Source organism: Actinoallomurus soli (assembly GCF_024055715.1).
Lineage (GTDB): Bacteria > Actinomycetota > Actinomycetes > Streptosporangiales > Streptosporangiaceae > Actinoallomurus > Actinoallomurus soli.
Genome location: NZ_JAMXMV010000005.1, coordinates 29656 through 52876 on the forward strand (window position 1 = coordinate 29656; position 23221 = coordinate 52876).

The window sequence follows — 23221 nt, forward strand, 5'->3', positions numbered from 1 at the left end:
CAACTCCGATCGAAGCATGACGCCCTCGCTTGATGCATCGAAAGTGCAACGCGAGTACAACACCTGGCCGTTTCGGCCGCGCTTTGCGGCGTCGATGCTCGTTGCCAGCACGAAACGGGGACGGGTACCGGCCGCGATGGCGCGAATGAGCCGCAGGCCGGGGAACAGGGGACAACCGATGATGAACGGAAGCGGTCACAGCCGGGATCTGTGCCGGTTGGTCGAGTTGTGCCGGGAGCTGGCGAAGCTCGGTGTGCACGTGGGGGTCAGCGACGCGCGGCCGGCGGTGTCGGTCCGTGGCGGTCTCACCGATCGGAAGGTGTGGGTCGAGGTCGATGCCGGGTCGTTCGTGTGGCGGCGGGATGACCTGGCGCGGCATCCGGCGGACGACCCGGCCGGCGCGGCGGCGTGCCTGGCCGACTACCTCAAGGACCGCGACGCCGGACCGGGCCGTCGGTCATGAGAGCCGATCAAGCCTGGCATCCGGCTCCCGCCGTGGCTTACCTGTCCGGTGGCCCGGCAGAGGCATCGGAGGCCGATCCGGTCGTTGTGCTTCGGTGGCGGTTCCCCGGCCTGGTCTTCTGGTACGGCCCGCGTACGCGCTCGTGGTGGGCGATGGTGCGGGTCCCGTCGGGGTGGCGTCTGGTCGAGGCCATGGATGCCGATGAGCTGACCCGGGCGGTCCTGACGGCGGCGACCTGGCCGTACCCGCCAGCGCGGCGACCGATTCTCACACCGAGGTGCTCGGGTCACCTCGTCTCGGCGTTCGACGAGAAGGAAAGTGTCATGGGCACATCGGCCAAGCGGCGGGGGAACCCATGACCGCGCTGGAGGACTTCGAGCTGTCGCGGGTGGACGCGTTCTTCCGCAGGATCACCAGTCGGTACGAGGCATCTGAGAGGGTCTCCGCTCTGGTGATCACGCATCTGCTGGGTGAGCGGCCCGCCTTCTTGCGGGCGGTCGGGCGGCTCGCTGAGATCGCCGCCGTCCTGCCCAAGCCGAAGTCGATCGACTCACGGGCGCTGGAGCAGATCACGGCCCTTTTGCCGGTGGATGGTCTGGAGCGTGCGGCGTTCGCCGACCCGGCCCGGGCGCTGGAGTATCTGGAGGTGCGGGCAGCGGGCCGGCGGATCGTGCTGCTGGACGTCGGCGGATACTTCGCACCCGGCCTGGAGCACGTGTGTGCCGACTTCTCCGGCCAGGTCGTGGGAGTGGTGGAGGACACCGAGAACGGACACCAGCGGTATGAGGCGCTGGGCAAGCTGCCGTGTCCGGTGTTCAGCGTCGCCCGCTCACCGCTCAAGGACCCTGAGGACTACCTCGTGGGACAGTCGGTCACCTTCTCCGCCGAGGCGCTGATCCGAGCGCGGGGCGACATCCTCCAGGGCCGCCCAGCGGCCGTCATCGGGTACGGAAAGCTGGGCCGGTCGGTGGCCGCGATGCTGCACGCCAAGCACGTCGGCGTTACCGTCTACGACTGCGACCCCATCCGGCGCACACAAGCCCTCTCCCAAGGGTTCCGCACCACCTCCACCCTGGCTCAGGCCATCGCCGGAGCAGGAGTGATCGTGTGCGCCACCGGCAACCTGGCCTTGCGCGAGGACGACTTCGCCAAGATCTCCAACGGCGCGTACATCGCCTGGCAGGACGCGGTAGCCCAGCCCGGCCACGACATCACCCCGGTGGACATCGACCTGCACACCATCCCCGCCAACCCGGCCAAAGGCGAACCCGAACACTGGCATGCCGACTTCCGCTGGCTGCTCCGGGTGCAGGAGCCGAAGGTCGTGCTCCAGGCCGAAGAGGTCGACGGCTACGCCTGGCGACCCTGCGCCGACGCCCCGACTCCGAAGCTGGCCAAGCTCGCGACCCGTCTTGTCCAGCACCCTCGAAGATGAGGAGTGACATGAGCGCCCGGAAGGCGTGGGCCGACAAGCGGGCCGAGATCCTGGGCCGACCGGGTGCCGGTGCGGCGTACGAAGCGGCGCGTGTCCGCTTCGATCGGCGTGCTGAGCGCCGTCTTGCCGGGACCTCAGGCAGCCGGGGTGAAGCGGGCGGCGATGTGGTCGAGGGTGCGGGCGATGGCGATGGTCTCGTCGAGGGGCATGCCGGCTGACTCGGTGCGGCCGTCGGCGAGGCAGCGGGCGACCTCCTCGGCCTGGTAGGTGTAGCCGTGGCCGGGCAGGTCGGCGGTGAACGTCTCCGGCTCGGCGCCCTTGCGGTACAGGGTCATGGCCGACGGCCGCCAGGCCGGTGACGCGACCTCGACGCGGCCGGTGGTGCCGACGATGGTCGCGGTCTGCGGTGAGTCGCCGAGCAGGCCGCAGTGCAGGAGCGCCACCGCGCCCGAGGCGTAACCCAGCAGGATGCCGGTGTTGGCGTCCACGCCGGTGGGCGCGGTGCTCGCGAACGCCTGAACGTTGTCGGGCTCGCCGAGCAGCATCCACGCGAAGGACAGCGGGTAGACGCCGAGATCGAGCAGTGCGCCGCCGGCGAGTTCGGGTGCCCAGAGGCGGTGCTCCGGGTCGTAGTCGGCGGCGAAGGAGAAGTCGGCGTACACGGCCTTGACGTCGCCGATCGCGCCGTCGGCGATCAGCTCGCGCATCCGGACGACGATCGGGTTGAACCGCGTCCACATCGCCTCCATGGCGAACAGGCCGCGCTCGCGTGCGAGGGCGGCCAGCGCCTCCGCGTGGGCGGCGTTCGTCGTGAACGGCTTCTCGACCAGGACCCCGCGACCGGCCTCCAGGCAGATCCGGGCCGCGTCGTAGTGGCCGCTGTGCGGCGTCGCGACGTAGACCACGTCGACCTGGTCGTCGGCCGCGAGCTCGGCGTAGGAGCCGTACGCGCTCGCGATGCCGTAGCGGTCGGCGAACGCCTGGGCGGTCTCCGGGGCCCGGGAGCCCACGGCCGCGACCTTGTGGCCGAGCAGGAGCAGGTCCTCGGTGAACGTGCGCGCGATGCCACCGGTCCCGAGGATTCCCCACCGAATCGTCATGAGCGGGATGGTACGGGATGATCTGCAGCCGCTTTTGTTATAGTTTTTCTATAACAAACAAGCGAGGTGGTTCCCCGGCATGATCGTGGTCCTTGACGTCGACGGTGAGGTGCCGCTCTATCAGCAGCTGCGCGATCGCATCGTGGAGGCCATCGCCGACGGCCGGCTGTCCGCCGGGGACGCCCTCCCCACGACCCGTCAGCTCGCGGCCGACCTGGGCATCAACATGCACACGGTCAACAAGGCGTACGACCTGCTGCGCCGCGAAGGGCTGATCCGGCTCGCCCGCCGCACCGGCGCGGTGGTGATCCGCGACGCCTCGACGGGCCCGCCTCCGGACGAGGTGGCGGACGAGTGGGAGGAACGCGCGCGCACCCTCCTCGCCGAGGCGGTGGCCAAGGGGCTCGCCCCGGCGGACGTCGCCCGGCGCGTGCAGCGGGTCCTGGAAGGTTTCCCCGCCGGATCGCCGATCCGGCCGACCGCTTGAGAGGCAGGGATGACCGGCTTCATGCTCTTTCCCGTGCTGCTGATCGGGGTCGCGCACTGGCTGATCCCGTCGCTCGTACCGCCGACCGTGCCGTTCGGGGTTCGCGTTCCGCGTGATCGCGCGGACGCTCCGGTCGTCGCCGGGTGGCGCCGCCGCTACCGGGCCGGTGCCGCGGTGGTCACCGTGCTCGCGGCGGCGGCCGTGCTCCTGGTCTCCGGCCCGGTGACCGGGCCGGCGGCCGTCGGCGGCGAACTCGTCGCCGGGCTCGTCCTCTACCTGCTCGCCCGGCACCGGATCACGGCGGTCAAGTCCGCCGAGGGCTGGTTCGACGGCCGGAGGCAGGTCACGGTCGCCGACACGTCGCTGCGCACCGACCCGGAGCGCTATCCGTGGCCCTGGGCCGTCCCCTCGATCCTCCTCACGGCCGCCACCGCGGTGATCGGGATCGTCGACTATCCGCGGCTGCCGAGCCGACTGCCCACGCACTTCAGGATGTCCGGCCACCCGGACCATTACGCGGCCAGGTCGGTCGTGACCGCCTTCGGGCCGGTGCTCGTCCAGGCGCTGCTCACCGTGCTCCTGCTGGCCATGGCCAGGGCCGCGCTGCGGAGCCGGGCGCAGCTCGACGCCGAGGATCCGCAGGCGGGCGTACGCCACCGCGGGTTCGTCTCCGCGATCGCTCGCGCGCTGCTCGTCATGGCGGGCTGCCTGAACCTGGCGTTCCTTCTCCTGGCGCTGCGGACCTGGAGCCTGATCGGCGGCGGGCGGACGATCGCGGTGGGGGTCCCGGCGCTGACGCTGCTGGCCACGGTGGCGCTGCTGACCGTCGCCGCGCACGTGGGGCAGGGCGGCAGCCGGCTCCGTCTGCCGGACCGGACGGGCCGGGCGCCGGGCGACGGCCGCCGGGGCGCGCCCGTCAACCGGGACGACGACCGGCTCTACCGGCTGGGACTCTTCTACTACAACCGCGACGACCCGGCGCTGTTCGTTCCTAAACGGTTCGGGATCGGCTGGACGGTGAACATGGCGAGGCCGCTCGCCTGGGCCTTGCTCGCCGCCACCCTCGCCGTGGCGGCCGCCGCGCCGCTGCTCGGCCGGTAGCCCGCGGGCCGGGGCCGGCGGGGGGAATGCCGGCCCCGGGGTTTGCAGGGGTCAGGCCATGCGGGCGATGGACTTGTACTCCAGGTAGGCGGCCAGTCCCTCGGGGCCGAGCTCGCGGCCGACGCCGCTGCCCTTGTAGCCGCCGAAGGGCGACGACGACTCGATCATGTACATGTTCACGCCGTACGTTCCGGCGCGGACCTGTCGGGCGATCTCCAGCCCGCGGTCGCCGTCGGCCGTCCACACGGTTCCGGCGAGTCCGTACTCGCTGTCATTGGCGATCCGGACCGCGTCGGCCTCGTCCTCGTACGGGATGACCGACAGGACGGGCCCGAAGATCTCTTCGCGGGCGATCCGCATGTCGTTCGTGACGCCGGCGAAGACGGTCGGCGTGACGTACCAGCCGCGGTCGTACGGCCGCCCGGACCCGCCGAGCGCCACCTTGGCGCCCTCCTCCTGGCCGATCCGGATGTAGCCCTCGACGCGTTCCTGCTGGCGCTTGGCGACGAGCGGGCCGATCTCGGTGGCGGGGTCGGCCGGGTCGCCGACCCTCATCCCGCGCACCGTCTCGGCGAGCGCGTCGACGACCTCGTCGTAACGGTTACGGGAGGCGAGGACACGGGTCTGGGCGACGCACGCCTGGCCGTTGTTCATCAGCGACGCCATCTTGAGCCAGCCCATCGTCGTGGCGAGGTCGGCGTCGTCGAGGATGATGGCCGCGGACTTGCCGCCGAGCTCCAGCGTGCAGCGTTTCAGCTGCTCGCCGCAGATCGCGCCGATCCTCCGGCCGGCCGCCGTGGACCCGGTGAAGGCGACCTTGTCGACGCCCGGATGGCGGACGAGGTGCTCGCCGGTCTCCCGCCCGGCGGCGACGATGCTCACGACGCCCGTGGGCACGCCGGCCTCGGTGAGCAGGTCGGCGAGGACGTACCCGTCCAGCGGCGTCTCGGGCGCCGGCTTGATCACGATCGTGCAGCCGGCGATCAGCGCCGGGGCGAGCTTGAGCGCGATGATGAACTGCGGGACGTTCCACGGCACGATCGCGGCGACCACGCCGACCGGCTCGCGGCGGACCGTGACCGGGCCCATCAGCCCCGCGCGCTCCTCCTCCCAGGCGAAGCCCCTGCCGAGCTCGGCGAAGTAGCCGTAGACGGCCTGGGCCTGCCCGGTCTGGCCGAGCTGGGAGAACGAGATCGGGCAGCCCATCTCCGCGGTGATCAGCTCGGACAGGTCGCCGAGGCGCGCGGCGTACAGCTCGGTCAGGCGGGCGACGACGGCGGCGCGCTCGGCCGGCGCCATGCGCGGCCAGGGGCCGTGGTCGAACGCCTCCCGCGCCGCCGCGACGGCCCGGTCCATGTCCTCCGGGACCGCCTCGGGCACCCGCCCGATCACCTCTTCGGTGTGCGGGGAGACGACGTCGATGGTGCCGGTGCCGGCGGGCGCGACCCACTCGCCGCCGATGTAGAGCCGATCGTGTTCACGCATGCCGTACCTCCGGAGGCGGGAGGAGCTTTGACCGAGTGCTTGCTTGGTATCTTCTCCATCCCCTCCCTCCCTGTCCAGGGTGGCATGGGTCACGGCACGTCCCGGCGCTCCAGCGCGATCCCGGCCGCGCCGAGAGGGACGACGACGTACGCGACCAGCACCGCGACCGCGGCGGCCGGCGGCAGCCCCGCCCCGTAGATCGAGTTCTGCCCGCCGGAGCCGGCGATCTCCTCGACGAGCGCCGCCGGCATCAGCGAGCCGAACCGGTCCGACCACGGCGCCGGGAGGAGGTGCACGAGCACCGGCACGATGTGCCAGAGCCCGGCCACGACGACGATGGCCCCGGCGGTCGAGCGCAGCAGCGCTCCCACGCTCAGCCCGACCAGCGCGAACACCATCACGACCACTCCCGACATCAGGATCCTGCCGAGGTGCGTCTCCTGCCCGTGGATGGGCCGGTCGCCGATGATCAGCCGGGCCGCGGCGAGCACCGTGAACCCGGTCGCCTCCCCGGCCGCCAGCGCGACCACGGCGACGACCCCCGCCTTGGCGACCAGGGCCGTACGCCGCCGGGGCACCGCGGTGAGGGTGGCGCGGATCATCCCGGTGGAGTACTCCGACGTGATCGCCAGCACGCCGAGGACGCCCATGACGAGGTAGGCCGCCCAGCACGCCTGTTCGGGCAGCGAGGACACCTCCATCGAGGCCCGCCGCGCCGGTGGGAGGCCGTCCCAGAGACGCGCCGAATACCAGGCCGGCAGCGCCATGAGGCCGGCGATCAGCGCGACGACGCCGAGGCAGTACCAGGTCGACCGGGCCGTACGGAGTTTCAGCCACTCGGCCGCGAACGCGTCGGTCATCGCGCCGCCCCGTACTCCAGGCTGCCGGCGGTCAGCGCCAGGTACGCCTCTTCGAGCGAGGCGGACCGCGGGGTGACCTCGTGCACCGGGATGCCGTCCCGGGCGGCCAGCTCACCGATCCGTACGGCGTCCAGGCCCCCGACGGCGAGCGCGCCGTCGGCCTCGACGAGGACGGACGCCCCGGCGGCCTCGAGCGCGCGGGCCAGCTCGGGGACGCGGCCGGTGCGCACGAGCACGCCCCGCTGGAACCGCGCGGCCAGCTCCCGCACCGTCGTCTCCGCGATCAGCCGGCCCCGTCCGATGATGACGAGCCGGTCGGCGGTGAGCTCCATCTCGCTCATCAGGTGGCTGGAGATCAGCACCGTGCGCCCTTCGGCGGCCAGCGCGCGTGTCAGCTCGCGGATCCAGCGGACGCCCTCGGGGTCGAGCCCGTTCACCGGCTCGTCGAGCAGCAGCACGCCGGGGTCACCGAGGAGCGCCGCCGCGATGCCCAGCCGCTGCCGCATGCCGAGGGAGAACCCGCCGGTCCTCTTGCGGCCGACGCCGGCCAGGCCGACCTGTTCCAGGACCGCGGCGACCCGGGAGGTCCCGATCCGGTTGGCGCGGGCCAGGCAGCGCAGGTGGTCGACGGCGGTACGCCCGCCGTACACGGCGCTCGCGTCGAGCAGCGCCCCGACCTCGTGCATCGGGAAGCGCAGGTCCGCGTACCGGCGGCCGTTCACGAGGGCGGTGCCGGACGTGGGGGCGGCCAGCCCCAGCAGGACGCGCATCGTCGTGGACTTGCCCGCCCCGTTGGGGCCGAGGAAGCCGGTCACGTGTCCCGGCCGGACCTGGAAGGACAGCCGGTCGACGGCGGGCGCGCCGCCGTACCGCTTGGTCAGTTCGGTCACTTCGATCACGGTCTCGACGCTGCCGTACGGCGGCCCGCCGGCGCTTCGGAGCGGCGGCCGAATCCCGGCCTCCGCCCGGGCGCGTACGACCCTCGCGGCCGGGGAGCGGGATCCGACCAGGGGAGGAGGGACTCAGGGCGGAGGCGGCGGCGGGCACGGGCCGGTACGGTTCGGGCCGTGCACGACCCCGATCCACCGCCGGTCTTCCCGCGCGACCCCGATCCACCGCCGGTCTTTCCCCGCCGGCTCGGCCGTGGCCGGCTGATCGCCCTCGACGCCGTGGCCGCCGCCGGATCGACGCTCGTCCTGCTCGTCATCGCCCTGGCCCGGCCGGCCGACCTGCCGGTCTGGGCGGCCTGCCCGCTCGCCGCGGCCGCCGGCCTGCCGGTCTCCGTACGGCGGCTGTGGCCGCTTCCCGTCTTCGGGGTCGTGTTCACGGCGTCGGTGACGGCGCTGCTCTGCGGGCTCGGCTGGGGCACCCTGCTCGTCGCGGCGTACGCGCTGTACATGGTCGCGCTGACCGAGCCCCGGCATCCGCGGGAGCCCACGTTGATCATCGCGGGGGTCAGCGCGTTCGGCGTGCTGGCCATGACGGCGGCGGGGCCTCGTGACGGCGCCGGGTTCGCGGACCTGCTGATCATCGGCCCGCCGGTGCTGGGCGGGGCGTGGACGATCGGCCGCGCCGTGCGGGAACGCCGCGCGTACGCCGAACGGTCGGCCCGGCAGCTCGCCGACCGCGCGGTGACCGAGGAGCGGCTGCGGATCGCGCGCGAACTCCACGACGTCGTGTCGCACACCCTCAGCCTGATCGGGGTCAAGGCCGGTGTCGCCGGCTACGTGCTGCAAGCGCGTCCCGCCGGGGCGACGGACCCCGGTGGCGAGGCGCGCGACGCCCTGCGCGTCATCGAGACCACGAGCCGGGAGGCGCTCGTGGAGATGCGGCACATGCTCGGCATGCTCCGCTCCGAGGACGCGTCCCCCGACCTGCGGCCGGCACCGGACCTCGCCGGGCTCCCGGAGCTCCGCGACCGAGCGGCGGCGGCCGGCGTCCGCGTCGACCTGACCGTCGACGGCGCCGGCGGGCTGCCCGACGGGCTGGGCCGTTCGGTGTACCGGATCGTGCAGGAGGCGGTGACGAACGTCGTCCGGCACGCCGCCCCGGCGCGCTGCGAGGTCGTCGTGACGGGCGACGCGGACGAGGTACGGATCCGGGTGACCGACGACGGGCCCGGGAACCGGGTGCTGCCCGGGCAGCCGGGGCACGGCATCATCGGGATGCGCGAACGCGCCCTCATGCACGGCGGCACGCTGACCGCCGGGCCGCGCCCCGAGGGCGGGTTCGAGGTGTCCGCCCGCCTGCCCCGTCGCTCCCCGGAGGATCCATGACCGAGCGAAGCGAGGGAATCAGGAAGCACAGCACCTTGGTCATGGGACCGACGAAGGAGGTCCCGTGACCGCACCCGTACGCGTCGTGGTCGCCGACGACCAGGCGCTGCTGCGCGGCAGCTTCCGCGTGCTCGTCGACACGGCTCCGGACCTGCTCACGGTCGGCGAGGCGGGCACCGGGACGGAGGCCGTCGAGCTCGCCGTACGCGAGCGGCCGGACGTCGTGCTGATGGACGTCCGCATGCCGGAGATGGACGGCATCGAGGCGACCCGGCGCATCTGCGGCCCGGACGGCCCGCCCGGCGTCCGGGTACTGATCCTCACGACGTTCGACCTGGACGAGTACGTCCACGCCGCGCTGCGCGCGGGGGCGAGCGGGTTCCTGCTGAAGAACACCCCGCCCGCCGACCTGCTCGCCGGAATCCGCGTCATCGCCTCCGGCGAGGCGCTGCTCGCGCCGGCCGTGACCCGGCGGCTGATCGCGGAGTTCGCCGGACGGCCGCTGCCCGCCCGGCGGCCGGCGCGGGAGCTGGCGGGCCTGACCGGCCGGGAACGCGAGGTGCTCGAACTGATCGCCCGCGGCCTGGCCAACGGCGAGATCGCCGCGCATCTGCACCTCAGCCCGGCGACCGTGAAGACCCACGTGGGCAACCTCCTCGCCAAGCTCGCCGCCCGCGACCGCGCCCAGCTCGTGATGGTCGCCTACGAGACCGGCCTGGTCACTCCGGCGCCGCGACGGGGCCTCGCCGACACGCCACCCCAGTGACAGGGGAAACATGTGTGACGTGCGATGATAGGGGTATCCCGCTTCCACCATCCGTCATCTGTCAGTGGATATCGCCATGCCTAAGTTCCGTCGAGTTGTACACCGTTTCGTTCACCGCCGCACCGTCCGGCCCCACCGACTCGTTGAGAGCTTGGAACAGTGGGAGAGGCTCGCCACCCCGGAGGAGCGAGCGCAGCTGCTCGCCAAGTCCGACCTGGGGAAAGCGGCCTGACTCGGCTCCACCCCATCGAATCGGAGGCCCCCGGCGAACCGTCGCCGGGGGTCTTCCGCGTCTCGGGGACTTCAGGGGGATGTTCCTCACGAAAGGGACCTCATGCGGCGTGTGAGGTCCGTGTTGTCGGCGGGGCCTGTTAGCTTGCCGGGCATGCCCCGCCTGCTGCACACCTCCGACTGGCATCTCGGCCGGTTCTTCCACCGCGAGGACATGCTGGGCGCGCAGGCGGCGTTCGTCGACCACCTCGTCGAGACGGTCCGGGCCGAGCGGGTCGACTGCGTGCTGGTGTCGGGCGACCTGTACGACCGGGCGCTCCCGCCGGTCGACGCGGTCGACCTGTGCGACCACGCGCTGCGGCGGCTCCTGGCCGAGAAGGTCCGGGTCGTGCTGATCAGCGGCAACCACGACTCCGCGCGGCGGCTCGGCTTCGGCGCCGACCTGATGGACGCCTCCGGGGTCCATCTGCGCACCGACCCGGAGACGGTCGGCCGTCCGGTGCTCCTCGACGACGGCACCGCGATCTACGGCATCCCCTACCTCGAGCCCGAGGTCGTCCGCGGCCGGTGGGAGCTGCCCGAGCGCGGGCACACGGCCGCGCTGACCGAGGCGATGCGCCGCATCCGCGCCGACGCGGCGGGGCGCGGCGGCCGGTCGGTGGTCCTGGCGCATGCGTTCGTCACGGGGGGAGAGGCGAGCGACAGCGAGCGTGACATCGCGATCGGCGGGGTGGCCAACGTCCCGGTGAGCGTCTTCGACGGCGTCGACTACGCCGCGCTCGGCCACCTGCACCGCTCGCAGAGCCTGTCCGACACCGTCCGCTACTCCGGCTCCCCGCTGGCCTACTCCTTCTCCGAGGAGGGCCATACCAAGGGCAGCTGGCTGGTCGACCTCGGCGAGACCGTGCGCGCCGAGTTCGTCGAGGCGCCGGTGCCCCGCCGGATCAAACGCCTCAAGGGCCGCATCGACGACCTGCTCACCGCCGAGCAGCACGCCGTGTACGAGGACCACTGGCTGCAGATCACCCTGACCGACGCCCGGCACCCCGTGGGCGCGATGGACCGGCTGCGGCGGCGGTTCCCGTACGTCCTCGCGCTGGCCTTCGAACCGGAGCGGGCCGTGGACACCGGCGAGCGTTCCTGGGCGGAGCGGGTCACGGGCCGCTCCGAGACCGAGATCGCCTGCGACTTCGTCACCGAGATGCGCGGCACGGCGCCGGACGAGGCGGAGCGCGCGCTGCTGCACGAGGCGTTCGAGCACTACCGGCGCGAGGAGGCGGCCCGGTGAGACCCCACGAGCGTGCCCGCCCGGTGAGTTTCCGGCGGGAGGTGGCCCGGTGAGGCTGCACCACCTGACGATCACCGCGTTCGGGCCGTTCGCCGGCACCGAGCGGATCGACTTCGACGCGCTGTCCGACGCGGGGCTGTTCCTCATCAACGGCCCGACCGGCGCGGGCAAGACCAGCGTGCTCGACGCGGTCTGCTTCGCGCTGTACGGGCGGGTGCCGAGCGTGCGCAACGACGCGAAGAACCTCCGCAGCCATCACGCGCCGCCCGACCGCTCGCCGGAGGTCGTCTGCGAGGTGACGATCCGCGGCCGCCGGTTCCGGATCGCGCGGTCCCCGCGCTGGGACCGGCCGAAGCTGCGCGGCACCGGCACCACGGAGGAGAAGGCCAAGGTCCTGCTCCAGGAGTGGCGCGCCGGTGAGTGGGCGGCCCTGTCCACCCGGTTCGACGAGGCGGGACAGCTGATCGGGGATCTGCTCGGCATGTCCGCCGAGCAGTTCTGCCAGGTGGTGCTGCTGCCACAGGGCGACTTCGCGGCGTTCCTGCGCGCCGACGCCGAGAAGCGGCGCACCGTCCTGGAGCGGCTGTTCGCCACCGAGATCTTCACCGACGTCGAGAAGTGGCTGCGCGAGAAACGCCAGGAGACCGGGCGCGAGGCCGAGTCCCTGCGCGCCGCCGCCGCGTCCATCGCCGACCGCGCGGCCGAGGCGGCCGGCGGCGAGCGGCCCGACCTCGACCCCGACGCGCTCGCCGCGTGGACGGTCGAGCTGTCGGCCCACATGGACGACGTCCGCGCGGCCGCCGAGGACCGGGTGGCGGCCGCCGCGGGCGTGCTGTCAGCGGCACGGGCCGCCGCGGAGCGGGGCCGCGCCCTCGCCGGCCGGCGGGCCCGGCGCGCCGCCGCCGAGGCCGGCGCCGCGGCGCTGGCCGAGCGGGCCGGCGAGCGGGCCGCGCTGGCCGGCGCGCTGCGCGACGCCGAGCGGGCCCGCCGCGTCCTCCCGATGCTGCACGCCGCCGAGGCCCGCGCCGCCCGCCGTGAGCAGGCCGCGACCGTGGTCGCCCGGCAGCGGGACGCCGTGACCAGGCTCGTCCCCGACACCGCCGACGCCGACGTCATGCGCAAGGAGGAGCGCGCCCGCCGGGACGAGGCCGCCGTCCTCGAACAGCGCCGCGACGACGAGCGGCGGCTCGCCGGCCTCGGCCGGGACCTCAAGCGGGCCGAGTCCGAGGGACAGGACCTCGACGCCCGCGAGGCCGAGCTGTCCCTCTTCCTCACCGACTCCCCGCGCTACCGCCAGACCCTCGCCGGGCAGCTGGAGCAGACCCGCTCCCGCCTCGCCGCCCGGCCCGTGGCCGAGGCCGCCGTCGACGCCGCCCGGCGACGGCTGGAGGCCGCGGAACGACGCGACGCGCTGGTCACGGCGCTCGCGGAGGCCGAGGAGGACCACCGCGCCGCCACCGACGCCGCCCAGACGGCCCGTGAGGCGTACCAGGAGATCCGCCAGGCGAGGCTGGACGGCATGGCCGCCTGGCTCGCCCGCGAACTGACGCCCGGCGAGCCCTGCGCCGTCTGCGGCTCCACCGACCATCCCGCGCCCGCGACCTCGGACCGGGACCTCCCGGACGGGGAGGTCGAGGCGGCGGCCCAGGCCGCGTACGAACAGGCACGGGAGGATCGGGAGCGGATCGCCGCGCGCCTCGCCGAGCTCCGGGCCGAGCACGCCGCGGCGGCCAGGGACGCCGGCGATGAGGTCACCGATGACCTGCGCGCCGCCCTCGCCGCGGCCCGGGAGGAGCTGACCGGTCTCACGGCCGCCGAGGCCGACGTCGAGCGGCTGGAGGAGGAGCTCCGGCAGGTCGACGCCGAGTACGAGGAGGCCCGCGACCGGCAGGAGGAGGTCAGGGCCGCGCTCGCGGAGAACCGCGCGCAGCGCGTCGCCCTCACGGCCGAGTCGCTCCGCCTGCGCTCCGGCCTCGACGACGCGCGCGGCGATGACCCGACCCTGGAGGCGCGGATCCGGCGGCTCGGGGCCGAGGCCGACCTGCTCCGTGACACCGCCGCCGCGATCGAGCGGCTCCGCGCGGCCGTCGACGACGCAGAGGCCGCGGAGCGTGAGGCCGTCGACGCCGCCGAGGCGGAGGGCTTCCCCTCGGTCGAGGCCGTACGCTCCGCCACCCTGGACGACGCGGCGCACGAGGAGCTGACGCGGCGTGCCAAGGCCCACGACGACGAGGAGGCCAGGGTCACGGCCCTCCTGAACGACCCGGACCTGGCCGCGGCCGCCGCCGAGCCGCCACCCGACCTGGGCGCCCTCGAGGCCGAGCTCGCCGACGCCGACCAGGCCCACCAGGCCGTCGTGTCGGCGCGCGACCGCGCCCGGCACCGCCGTGACCGGCTCGCCGCGCTCGCGGCCGAGCTGCGGCGGCACGCCGCCGCCTGGCGCCCTGCCGCGGAGCACCACGAGCTCGTGTCCCGGATGGCCGCGCTCGCGTCCGGCGACCCGGCCGTGAACACCGCGCGGATGCGGCTGTCGGCGTACGTCCTGGCCGCCCGGCTGGAGCAGGTCGTCGCGCGCGCCAACCACCGCCTGGCCCGCATGTCCCAGTCCCGGTACGTCCTCGAGCACACCGTCGAGCGCGCGGCGGGGGAGCGGGGCCGCCACGGCACCGGCGGTCTGGGGCTGCGCGTCATCGACGGCTGGACGGGGCAGCACCGCGACCCGGCCACGCTGTCGGGCGGGGAGACGTTCATGGCCTCGCTCGCCCTGGCCCTCGGCCTGGCCGACGTGGTGACCGACGAGGCGGGCGGCGCGGAGATCGGCACGCTGTTCGTCGACGAGGGGTTCGGCACGCTCGACGAGGAGACCCTCGACGAGGTGATGGACGTCCTCGACGGCCTGCGCGACGGTGGCCGCGCGGTCGGCATCGTCAGTCACGTCGCCGAGCTGCGCACCCGCATCCCCACCCAACTCCGGGTCCGCAAGACCCGCACCGGCTCGACCCTCGCCATCGCCGGCGCCGGTCAGGACGCCACGGCCTCGCGGACCGCCGGCACGATCTCCTGAGCCCACGGTCCGAGCGCGGCGTCCACCGGGCCGACCGGGAAGAGCGTGAAGCCGCCCGCGCCGTGGTCCAGCACGGCGCCGGTCAGCTCCTCCACCCACTGCCCGGCCGAGCCGCCGATCCAGCGCCCGTCGCCGTCCCGCGTGGCCGGGAGCGGATCGCGTGTGATGCGGCCCGGCAGGTTGTAGATCGTGGCGACGTCGCGGGGATCCCGCCCGGCGGCGGCCGCCGCCTCGTCGATGATCGGGCGGGACCTCCGGTACCGGTCGCTGAGCCAGTCCGCCGCGTGCCCGGGGATCCACCCGTCCGCGACCCGGCCGGTGACGGCCAGCGACCTGGGCCCGACCGAGCCGGTCCAGATCGGCGGGGCGGGGACCGGAGCGGGTTCGAGCTTCGTGACCTGGTAGAACTCCCCGTCGAAGGTCACCGGCTCGCCGCCGCCGCACAGCGCCCGTACGAGGTTGATCGCCTCCTCGAACGCCCGGACCGCGTCGGCGGGCGCGATCCTTTCCACGCCCATCCTGGCGATGTCGCCCCAGGAACCGCCCGCGCCCATCCCGAGCACCACGCGGCCGCCGGACAGCGCCGACAGCGACGTCACCGCGCGCGCCAGCATCGGAGCCGGCCGGGTCGGCAGGTTCGTGACGTTCACCATGCCCGCGATCCGCGTCGTCCCGCCGAGCACGATCCCGACGATCGAGTAGGCGTCCAGCCGGTCGCCGAAGTACGGGTGGTCGGACACCGTGAACAGATCGAGCCCCAGACGGTCCGCCTCGGCGGTGAGCCGCAGCGTCTCGGCCGCCTCGTCCAGCGCGGTACTGACCCCGAGCCCGAATCTGATCGTGCTTTCCGGCATCTTCGAAGTCTCTCTTTCTGAAGGTGTAGTTCGTACTGCGAACGTCGCTGTTCGCGTACTCTAAGGGAATGGCAAAGGACCAGGGACAGCAGATGTCAGTCGTCGCCGCGCTGGTGCGTTCGTCGTTCCTCGTGAACGCCGTGTACGCCGCGTCGAGCCGGAAATACGGGCTGACCCCGCAGCAGGGACAGCTGCTGTGCGTGCTGATGCCGCAGCCGTACGGGATGAGCGAGCTCGGCGCGATGCTGGGGCTGGCGAAGTCCAGTCTCACGGGCCTGGTCGACCGTACCGCCCAGCGCGGTCTCGTCCGCCGTGAGCCGGACCCGGAGGACGGGCGCGCGGTCCGCATCGCGCTCACCCCCGAGGGTGCCGAGCTCGTCGAGGAGTTCTACGACGAGACCTGCCGGCGGGTCGAGGATCTGCCGGCCGGCCTCGGCGACGACGAGCGCCGCCTGCTCGCCGACCTCCTCGGCCGCGTGGTGCTGGACAACCAGGTGCCGGTGGTCTTCGTGGAGCCGGACGAGGAGGCCGCGGCGCACGGGCGCTGAGCGGCCCGAACGCCCGGTCCGTGCCGCCCGTGCCGGCGGGCGGCGCATCAGGCGAGGCCGAACAGCTCCGTGAAGCGGCCGGTGAACAGGTCCCGGCCCTTGTGCTCCGCGACCGCCTCGGTGGGCAGGAGCGTCGGCCCCTCCGGAGAGGGGAACTGGCCGACGCCGCCGTTCGGGCCGAGCGGCAGGATGATCGCGGGAATCGGCGACGGCCGGTAGACGGCCGTGGGACGCTCGCCGCGCACCTGCGCGAGGATGTTCGCGGCGACGACTTCGGCGTGCCGCATCGCGTACCCGGCCATCTTCGCCTCGGCGAGGTCGGTGATGTCGCCGAGCGCGTAGACGTGCTCGTGGCCGTCGACGGTGAGGGTCTCGGCCACCCGGACCCGGCCCTGGGGCGTGAGCGCCGTGGCCAGGCCGTCGCGGAGATAGCCGGTGTTGACGCGGACGCCGTGGGCGCGGAACCAGATGTCCGCGGAGATCTCGCCGCCGGTGCTGCCCACCGTGAAGGTCTCCGCCCGGCCGGGTGCGACCGGCGGTTCGCCCGTGAGGGCGGTGCCCAGCCGCAGGTCCACACCCAGCGCGTCGAGCTGGCGGTGCAGGTCCGCGCGCATCTCCGCCGCGAATCCCGGGACCAGCTCCTCGGCCGGGTCGACGATGGTCACCTGCTTGTCCGGCCAGACCGCCTTGATCTCGCCGGACAGCTCCAGCCCGACGGGCCCCGCGCCCGCGATCAGCACCCGCGCGGCCCCGGAGAGCTCCTTGTGCGTGGCCCGGAGTCGCTCCAGTGCCTCGTCCGCGGAGTCGGTCTCCGTCTTGGCGGGATAGGGATAGCCGGATCCGGAGGCGAGGACCAGGTAGTCCGCGTCGACGCGTCCTCCCGAGGCCAGGGTGACGCCCTCCGGATCCACGGAGACCGCGCGATCGCGGACGACCCTGCCCCGCCGCAGCAGCCGGTCGTACGGGAAGAAGATGTTGCGCGCCCAGTCCGGCTGCACGAGCGCGCGCAGCGACCCGGCGGCGTGGACGAACGCGTCCTTCGGCTCGACCAGTACGACGTCGGTCTCCGCGTCCAGCGCCTTGGCGACCGCGGAACCCCCATAACCACCACCGATGACCACGACGGTACGACTCATGCCTTCTCAACTCCCGATGGAGATCAAGTTCGTAGCACGAACCATATAGTTCGCTCGACGAACTGTAAAGCCATGCGTTCCCTGTTTCGGTCTGGTGGGCGAGAAATGCGTGGCCGGAGCCGTCGGCGTGCCGCTACCGTGGCGCGGTGACGACTCAGGTGATCGTGCTCAACGGCGGGTCCAGTGCGGGCAAGTCCGGGATCGCCCGGTGTCTGCAGGCCGTCCTGCCGGACCCCTGGCTCGCCCTCGGCGTGGACACGCTGATCCAGGCGATGCCCGCGTCTCCGCGGACGCCGGCCGCGGGGCTCGAGCTCGCCGCGGACGGAGCGGTCGTCGTCGGGCCGGAGTTCCGCGCGCTGGAGGCTGCGTGGATCGAGGGCGTGGCCGCAATGGCGCGAGCCGGCGCCCGGATCATCGTCGACGAGGTCTTCCTCGGCGGCGCGGACTCCCAGGAGCGTTGGAAGAAGGCGCTCGGCGCGCTCGAAACGCGCTGGGTCGGGGTCTGGTGCGAGACCGCGGTAGCCGCGGGCCGCGAGATCGCGCGGGGCGATCGGGTCATCGGCATGGCGGCGTCCCAGGCCGAGATCGTCCATCGGGGCGTCGTCTACGACCTGCGGGTGGACACGACCACGACCGAGGCCCTGGAATGCGCCCGGGCGATCGCCGCCTACGTGCGATGAACGGCTTGCCGAGCCCGGGGGAAGCAGTGCGTCCACTCACGCGAGGATTCGTCCCGTGTCAGCCGGTGGGCCTGCTCCCGGGATGAACCACCCGCAAGGCGAGTTCCCCCGAGCGTTGAACCCGTCTCCCCGGAGGCGGGCGGTGACCCCATGGGGTCGTGCAGACCGTCCTGCCCGATCGGCGGAGTCCCGACCGGATCGATGAGCCGCTTTGACGCCGGTGGTGACGTGGCAGGCCCGGCAAACCGGTCATCGAGCCGTCACCGCCGACGGCGACGAGGCCGCAACAACGGCAAGGAGACGAAGACGGCGGCACGACGGCGATGGCGGAGTCGCAGCGGAGGCGGACGCCACAGGCGGATCCTCCGGCGCGGCCGGCCGGCGGACCTTCGTAGCGCGACTCAGTGGTCGCCGGGATCGGGCAGCGCTCGGTCCCAGGCGTCCTCGAAGGCCGAGGCGTCGATCTCCATGGCGGCGTACTGCGGGTCGTAGAGGTCGATGGGCGGGTTGATCGGCCAGTTCGCGGAGTCGGTCCTGATTCCGCGGCCGTCGCCGGTGAGCTCCACCTGGCGGAGCCACCGCCCGTCGGGGCCGAACTCCACCAGGTATCGGCTGTCCTCCCCATCCTCGCCCGGCATGTCGAGGTGGACGCGGTCCCGGCCGGCCAGGGCTCCGAACCCGGGCCGATGCCGGTGCCCGTCTCGCTTGTCGCGGAGTGCCGCCAGGGCGGGATCCGCCGACAGCGCGTCGATGTCGAGCTCGTCGAGGGACCACGTCTCGGCCCGCGCGACGGTCTCCGGGTCGGTGACCACCTCGACCTCGGCGCAGGTGTCGACGATCTGCTGGGCCGACGCGGCCCGGATCCACCACCAGAGCCCGCCCATTCCGTAGTCGTGGACGACCAGGTGGCGGGACTTCGCCGACCCGGCGGACTCGATCACATGGACACATTATCGAGCTTCGGCCCCGCCGAAAGGGCGGTCGGACCCTCCGTTTAGGCTCACAGCTGAGTTCGCCCAGACACGGAGGGGTACCGGTCGACCATGGATCAGCGGCACAGGGGCGATGACGTCCCCGTACGTCGGCGTGAGCCGTTGAGCGGACACCGCGCGTCCGCGTGATGCGGCCCGACGTGGACGACCGGCAGGAGGACAACGGCTCCGCCGACAGGTCGGCGGAGCGATCCGGCGTCGACCAGCCGAACCTGATCCCCCCGGCCGACGTGCCGCGCCTGTCGGTGCGGATGTGGCTGCTGGTCGCCGCCGTCGGCGTGGTGACCGGACTGGCCGGGGCGGCGCTCATGGAGGTGCTGCACCTCACCTCCCATCTGACCTACGGCTATCACTCGGGGCCGTTCCTGGCCGCGGTGGAGCGTTCCGACCCGGAACGCCGGGTCGTGGCGCTCGCGGTCGCCGGAGCGATCGCGGGGCTGGGCTGGTGGTGCCTGCGGCGGCGGTTCGGGTCCGGCGGTACGGAGGTCAGCGCCGCGTTGTGGCGGCGGGAGGGCCGGATGCCGCTCATCCCCACCCTGGCCACCGGGCTGCTGTCCATCGTGATCGTGGGAATGGGCGCCTCCCTGGGCCGGGAGGGCGCCCCGCGCCAGTGGGGAGCGGCGCTGGCCGGCCGGTTCTCGGACTGGGCCGGGATGACCAGCGCGCATCGCCGGCTCCTGGCGGCCTGCGGGGCCGGCGCGGGGATGGCCTGCGTCTACAACGTTCCGCTGGGCGGGGCGCTGCTGACGCTGGAGGTCATGCTGGGGACGTTCTCGCTGCGCCTGGTGCTGCCCGCGGTGGCGAGTTCGTGCATCGCGACCGCGGTCGCGTGGGTGGCGCTGCCGAACGCCACGACCTACCAGGTCGGCCAGCTCCACTGGAGCGCCTCGCTCACCGTCTTCGCGGCCCTGCTGGGACCGATCGCGGGACTCGCCGCGACCGGCTACACCCGCCTGATCGCGATCGCGCACCGCAACCGGCCGCAGGGCCGGGCCCTGCTCGTGGCGCCGCTGCTGATCTTCACCGTCGTGGGCGTCCTCGCGATCCCCTATCCGCAGGTGCTGGGCAACGGCAAGGGGATCGTCCAGCTGACGATGGACGCGAGCCTCGCCGCTCCGATGGCCGCCGCGCTGCTCGTCCTGAAGCCTCTGGCCACGACGGCCAGCCTGGGCAGCGGCGCGAGCGGCGGCCTGTTCACCCCGACCATGGCGACCGGTGCCGTGCTCGGCACGCTGGTCGGCGACGGCTGGTCCCACCTGTGGCCGGCGGCCCCCGTGGGCTACGCGCTCATCGGCGCGGCCGCCATGCTCGCCGCGGCCATGCAGGCGCCCATCGCCGCGGTGGTCCTCATCCTGGAACTGACCCGCAACATCGACGGCCTCATGGTCCCCCTGCTGTTCGCCGTGACCGGCGCCACCCTGATGTCCCGGTACCTGAACAGCCCGTCGATCTACTCCGTACGACTCCCCGCCCAGTGACGCCCCCTAGCGGCTGACCGGGCCGGCGACCTCGGGCTCATGGACCGCGGCGGCCGCCAGGCCGCCGGCCGGGCCGGCGAGGAGGATGACCAGGAAGGCGAGGACCCCGCCCGCGCCGGCCACCGCGAAGGCCGCGTGGACGCCGCCCGCGTCACCCGCCAGGCCGGCGAGGGCGGCCCCCGCCGAACTGCCGACCGCGAACGCCGTCACCAGCCAGGCGAACGCCTCCGTCACGGTGCCGCGCGGCGCGAGGTCGTCGACCAGCGTGAAAACGCACGCCAGCACCGGCGCGAGGAACAGGCCACTGACGATCGCCAGCACCGGCATCACCGGGAACCCCGGCGCCCACGTCAGCGGGACGTAACCCGCAGCGAGGCACGCCATCAACAGCACCAGCCGCCGGTACGCCGGCCCGGTGCGGGGCCGCAGCCCGTACGTGATCCCGCCGATCAGCGCGCCCCCGGACATCAGCGCCAGCAGCAGCCCCGAGGCGTACGAGGTGTGGCGCGCGTCGGCGTACGCGACCGCCGCGACGCTGAACACGCCGAGCGACACGCCCACGCAGCTCAGAGAGGCGATCAGGACGCGCATCCCGGGAGAGCGCAGCGGACCGGCCCAGTGCCCGCCGCCCGGCTCGCCGCGCCACACGCGCGAGGGCCGGGAGGTCGTGACCACGAGCGTTCCCGCGATGCCGAGGGCGCCGGTGAGGAGCAGCGCCGTCTCCGTCGAGACGATCGCGGCGGCGACCACGAGCAGGGGGCCGACCGTGAACAGCAGTTCCTGGGCGGCGGCATCCAGGGCGTACGCGGCCTGGACCTCGGCGGGGCCGTTCAGGACGGAGGGCCAGAGCGCCCGCAGGCCCGCCTCCAGCGGCGGCATCGCGAAGCCGGCCAGGACGACCGCGGCGGTCGCGACCACCGGCGATCGCCCGCCGAACGCGGCGAGCAGCGCGAACCCCGCCGCCGACGCCGTCGCCGCCGAGGCCAGGATCCTGGGCTGGCCGTAACGGTCCATCGCCCGACCGAGCACCGGCTGGCCCGCCGCCACCGCGAGGCCGTTCACCGCCGACAGCACGCCGGAGAGGGTGTATCCGCCGCCGTGCGCGCGGACGAACAGCACGATCGCGAGCGCGGCCATGCCGTTCGGCAGCCGGCCGAGGAGCGTGCCGCCGAGCAGCCGGGCGGCGTACGGCTTGCGCAGAAAGTCGAGGTAGACGCGCATCGGATCCTTGTCATACGTATTACGGAGGCTTCCGTCATACGTATCACCGATCGGTTCGCAGGTCTAATCTTTTTGCCGTGGACAAGAGACCGACCAGCAGAGACGTCGCCCGGGCCGCCGGGGTGTCCCAGTCGACGGTCTCGATCGTGCTGGCCGGGAAGGCCGAGGGCAGGGTCAAGCCCGAGACGCGGCAGGCGGTGCACGAGGCCGCGCGGCGCCTCGGCTACCGCCCCAACCTCGCCGCCCGTAACCTCCGGCTCGGCCGGACCCGCACGGTGCTGCTGGTCGTCCCGACGCTCACCGGCCCGGTCTTCGGCCCCATCTACGCGGGCGCCGCCGAGGTCGCCGCCGCCCGCGGCTTCGGCCTCATCGTCCATCCCTGGCCCGACGACGCCGGCCCGGCGCGCAGCCAGGTCGACACCCAGGCCATCGAGGGCGTCCTCGCCTCGTCCATCGTCGGCGGCGTCACCGACTTCGGCGACCTGCCCGTCGTCCTGATGGACAGCGACCCGGCCGCTCCGGCGCCGACCATCAACTTCGACGTCGCCGGGGGGATGCGCGCCATCGCCGGTCACCTGGCCGCGCTCGGCCACCGCCGGATCGGCCACCTGGCCGCCGCCGTCGACGCCTGGACCTTCCGCGTACGCGGCGAGGCGCTCGCCGACGCGTTCCCCGGTGCCCTCGTCCGCCGGACCACCGCGATCGACGTTGCGGCCGCCCGGCAGGCCGCCCTCGACCTGCTGGACCGGCCGGACCGTCCCTCGGCGCTCGTCTGCGACGACGACGTGATCGCCGCGGGCGCGTACAAGGCCGCCCGCGCGCTCGGTCTGGACATCCCCGGCGACCTGTCCGTCACCGGCTTCGACGACGTCCTGCTGGCCACCGCCCTCGAACCGGAGCTCACCACCGTCCGGCTGCCCGCCGAACAACTGGGCGCCGCGGCCATGACCGCGCTCCTCGAAGTCCTCGACGACCACCGCCCGTCCGGCGTCTCCCTGCCCGGCGAGCTCATCGCCCGCCGCTCCACCGCCCCGCCGGCAGGGTCCTAACGCGGCAGGTCGTCCAGGTCGATGTCGATCGGGAACGGCACGGGCACGCTGAGTTTGCCGTGGTGGATGCCCGTCACGGCGTACGTCCTGGTCGCCGGGTCCAGCTCGTACACATAGACGACCGGCCGACCGCCGTTGTCCTCGACGCGCCAGAAGTGCGCGATTCCGGCCTCGGCGTACCGCGCCGGCTTGAGCCTCCGGTCCCGCTCCTCCGACTCGGGTGACACCACCTCGACGACCAGATGCACCTCGTCGGGCGTGTAGAACGTCCGGTCCATGTCGTCCGCCGCCGCGGCGTCGATCACGAGCACGTCCGGGCATGGCCGCGTACGGCTCCCGAGCTTGACGTCCATTTCCAACAATGCGGTGAGGTGATCCGGGACCTGGGCGTTGAGGCTGTTCGTCAGCCCGCGGATCACCCGCTCATGGAAGCGTTTCCGGGGGGACAGGAAGACGAGGGCTCCATCGATGAGCTCGACGTGCTTGAAGAAGTCGGGTTCGCCGTTCGGACCCTCGGAGGGCAGGTGGTCCATGTCGTCGGCGCTCCATCCCCACGGGGGTGGGGACGGCCAGTACTCCAGTGCGCTGGTCACGTCGTGCATGGTGGATCGATTCCCGTCGCGATGCGTGCTCATTCGAATCTTTTCCGTAACCGGCTTGCCGTCCTCACCTCATTCTCCCGCAGGGCGGCTCGCCGGGGATATGGC

Annotated in this window: 21 protein-coding genes; 12 read left to right on the forward strand and 9 right to left on the reverse strand. The window is 73.3% G+C overall.

The window, feature by feature from the left end:
- Positions 1-16: 16 nt before the first annotated feature.
- Together NDW01_RS14480 and NDW01_RS14485 are read left to right on the forward strand one after the other, a co-directional pair.
- On the forward strand, positions 17-463 hold the full coding sequence (locus NDW01_RS14480; protein ID WP_252820755.1) for a hypothetical protein: 447 nt from the start codon (positions 17-19) through the stop codon (positions 461-463).
- A 355-nt stretch (positions 464-818) separates the two neighbouring features.
- Positions 819-1898: an NAD(P)-binding domain-containing protein gene (locus NDW01_RS14485; RefSeq protein ID WP_252820757.1), complete on the forward strand. Its 1080-nt coding sequence runs from the start codon at positions 819-821 to the stop codon at positions 1896-1898.
- 134 nt (positions 1899-2032) lie between these two features.
- On the opposite strand, the gene NDW01_RS14490 is transcribed toward NDW01_RS14485, so the two are convergent.
- Entirely contained in the window at positions 2033-2998 is a 966-nt protein-coding gene (locus NDW01_RS14490; RefSeq protein WP_252820759.1) for a Gfo/Idh/MocA family protein, read from the reverse strand.
- A 79-nt stretch (positions 2999-3077) separates the two neighbouring features.
- Here NDW01_RS14490 and NDW01_RS14495 point away from each other — a divergent pair, with 79 nt between their 5' ends.
- Positions 3078-3485 (forward strand): GntR family transcriptional regulator, encoded by a 408-nt coding sequence (locus NDW01_RS14495; protein ID WP_252820761.1) that lies wholly within the window; start codon positions 3078-3080, stop codon positions 3483-3485.
- Between the two features lie 21 nt (positions 3486-3506).
- Positions 3507-4586 (forward strand): DUF1648 domain-containing protein, encoded by a 1080-nt coding sequence (locus tag NDW01_RS14500; protein ID WP_252820763.1) that lies wholly within the window; start codon positions 3507-3509, stop codon positions 4584-4586.
- Between the two features lie 51 nt (positions 4587-4637).
- Here the strand turns inward: NDW01_RS14500 and NDW01_RS14505 are convergent, their stop codons facing one another.
- From NDW01_RS14505 to NDW01_RS14515, 3 genes are all read right to left on the reverse strand, one after another.
- Positions 4638-6071 (reverse strand): aldehyde dehydrogenase, encoded by a 1434-nt coding sequence (locus tag NDW01_RS14505; RefSeq protein ID WP_252820765.1) that lies wholly within the window; start codon positions 6069-6071, stop codon positions 4638-4640.
- A gap of 89 nt (positions 6072-6160) precedes the next feature.
- A complete protein-coding gene (locus tag NDW01_RS14510; protein WP_252820767.1) occupies positions 6161-6931 on the reverse strand; it encodes an ABC transporter permease in 771 nt (256 codons plus the stop codon).
- Positions 6928-7830, reverse strand: a complete 903-nt coding sequence (locus tag NDW01_RS14515; protein ID WP_252820770.1) for an ABC transporter ATP-binding protein — start codon at positions 7828-7830, stop codon at positions 6928-6930. Before NDW01_RS14515 ends, NDW01_RS14510 begins: the two co-directional genes overlap by 4 nt.
- A gap of 168 nt (positions 7831-7998) precedes the next feature.
- Here NDW01_RS14515 and NDW01_RS14520 point away from each other — a divergent pair, with 168 nt between their 5' ends.
- The 4 genes from NDW01_RS14520 (at position 7999) to NDW01_RS14535 (ending at position 14556) form a co-directional block, all read left to right on the forward strand.
- Positions 7999-9207 (forward strand): sensor histidine kinase, encoded by a 1209-nt coding sequence (locus NDW01_RS14520; RefSeq protein ID WP_252820772.1) that lies wholly within the window; start codon positions 7999-8001, stop codon positions 9205-9207.
- A 64-nt stretch (positions 9208-9271) separates the two neighbouring features.
- Entirely contained in the window at positions 9272-9973 is a 702-nt protein-coding gene (locus tag NDW01_RS14525) for a response regulator (protein ID WP_252820774.1), read from the forward strand.
- Between the two features lie 385 nt (positions 9974-10358).
- Positions 10359-11492, forward strand: coding sequence for an exonuclease SbcCD subunit D (locus tag NDW01_RS14530; protein WP_252820776.1), 1134 nt, complete (start codon positions 10359-10361; stop codon positions 11490-11492).
- Between the two features lie 49 nt (positions 11493-11541).
- Entirely contained in the window at positions 11542-14556 is a 3015-nt protein-coding gene (locus NDW01_RS14535) for an AAA family ATPase (RefSeq protein WP_252820777.1), read from the forward strand.
- Here NDW01_RS14535 and NDW01_RS14540 read toward each other — a convergent pair.
- Positions 14514-15410, reverse strand: a complete 897-nt coding sequence (locus NDW01_RS14540; protein ID WP_252820779.1) for an LLM class flavin-dependent oxidoreductase — start codon at positions 15408-15410, stop codon at positions 14514-14516. The two genes, NDW01_RS14535 and NDW01_RS14540, sit on opposite strands and share 43 nt — an antisense overlap.
- A gap of 68 nt (positions 15411-15478) precedes the next feature.
- Between NDW01_RS14540 and NDW01_RS14545 the strand changes: the two genes are divergently transcribed.
- Positions 15479-15958, forward strand: a complete 480-nt coding sequence (locus NDW01_RS14545; protein WP_252820781.1) for a MarR family winged helix-turn-helix transcriptional regulator — start codon at positions 15479-15481, stop codon at positions 15956-15958.
- 47 nt (positions 15959-16005) lie between these two features.
- On the opposite strand, the gene NDW01_RS14550 is transcribed toward NDW01_RS14545, so the two are convergent.
- Complete coding sequence (locus tag NDW01_RS14550; RefSeq protein WP_252820783.1) at positions 16006-17094, reverse strand: NAD(P)/FAD-dependent oxidoreductase; 1089 nt, start codon at positions 17092-17094, stop codon at positions 16006-16008.
- A 146-nt stretch (positions 17095-17240) separates the two neighbouring features.
- Here NDW01_RS14550 and cpt point away from each other — a divergent pair, with 146 nt between their 5' ends.
- Positions 17241-17774 (forward strand): chloramphenicol phosphotransferase CPT, encoded by a 534-nt coding sequence (gene cpt / locus NDW01_RS14555; RefSeq protein ID WP_252820785.1) that lies wholly within the window; start codon positions 17241-17243, stop codon positions 17772-17774.
- A gap of 401 nt (positions 17775-18175) precedes the next feature.
- On the opposite strand, the gene NDW01_RS14560 is transcribed toward cpt, so the two are convergent.
- On the reverse strand, positions 18176-18715 hold the full coding sequence (locus tag NDW01_RS14560) for a hypothetical protein (RefSeq protein ID WP_252820787.1): 540 nt from the start codon (positions 18713-18715) through the stop codon (positions 18176-18178).
- Positions 18716-18894: 179 nt separating this feature from the next.
- On the opposite strand from NDW01_RS14560, the gene NDW01_RS14565 reads away from it, so the two are divergent.
- Entirely contained in the window at positions 18895-20244 is a 1350-nt protein-coding gene (locus tag NDW01_RS14565) for a chloride channel protein (protein WP_252820789.1), read from the forward strand.
- Positions 20245-20250: 6 nt separating this feature from the next.
- Here the strand turns inward: NDW01_RS14565 and NDW01_RS14570 are convergent, their stop codons facing one another.
- Positions 20251-21465: an MFS transporter gene (locus NDW01_RS14570; protein WP_252820791.1), complete on the reverse strand. Its 1215-nt coding sequence runs from the start codon at positions 21463-21465 to the stop codon at positions 20251-20253.
- 77 nt (positions 21466-21542) lie between these two features.
- On the opposite strand from NDW01_RS14570, the gene NDW01_RS14575 reads away from it, so the two are divergent.
- A complete protein-coding gene (locus tag NDW01_RS14575) occupies positions 21543-22514 on the forward strand; it encodes a LacI family DNA-binding transcriptional regulator (protein WP_252820793.1) in 972 nt (323 codons plus the stop codon).
- On the opposite strand, the gene NDW01_RS14580 is transcribed toward NDW01_RS14575, so the two are convergent.
- Entirely contained in the window at positions 22511-23116 is a 606-nt protein-coding gene (locus NDW01_RS14580; RefSeq protein ID WP_252821437.1) for a Uma2 family endonuclease, read from the reverse strand. The genes NDW01_RS14575 and NDW01_RS14580 overlap by 4 nt on opposite strands.
- Between the last annotated feature and the right edge of the window lie 105 nt (positions 23117-23221).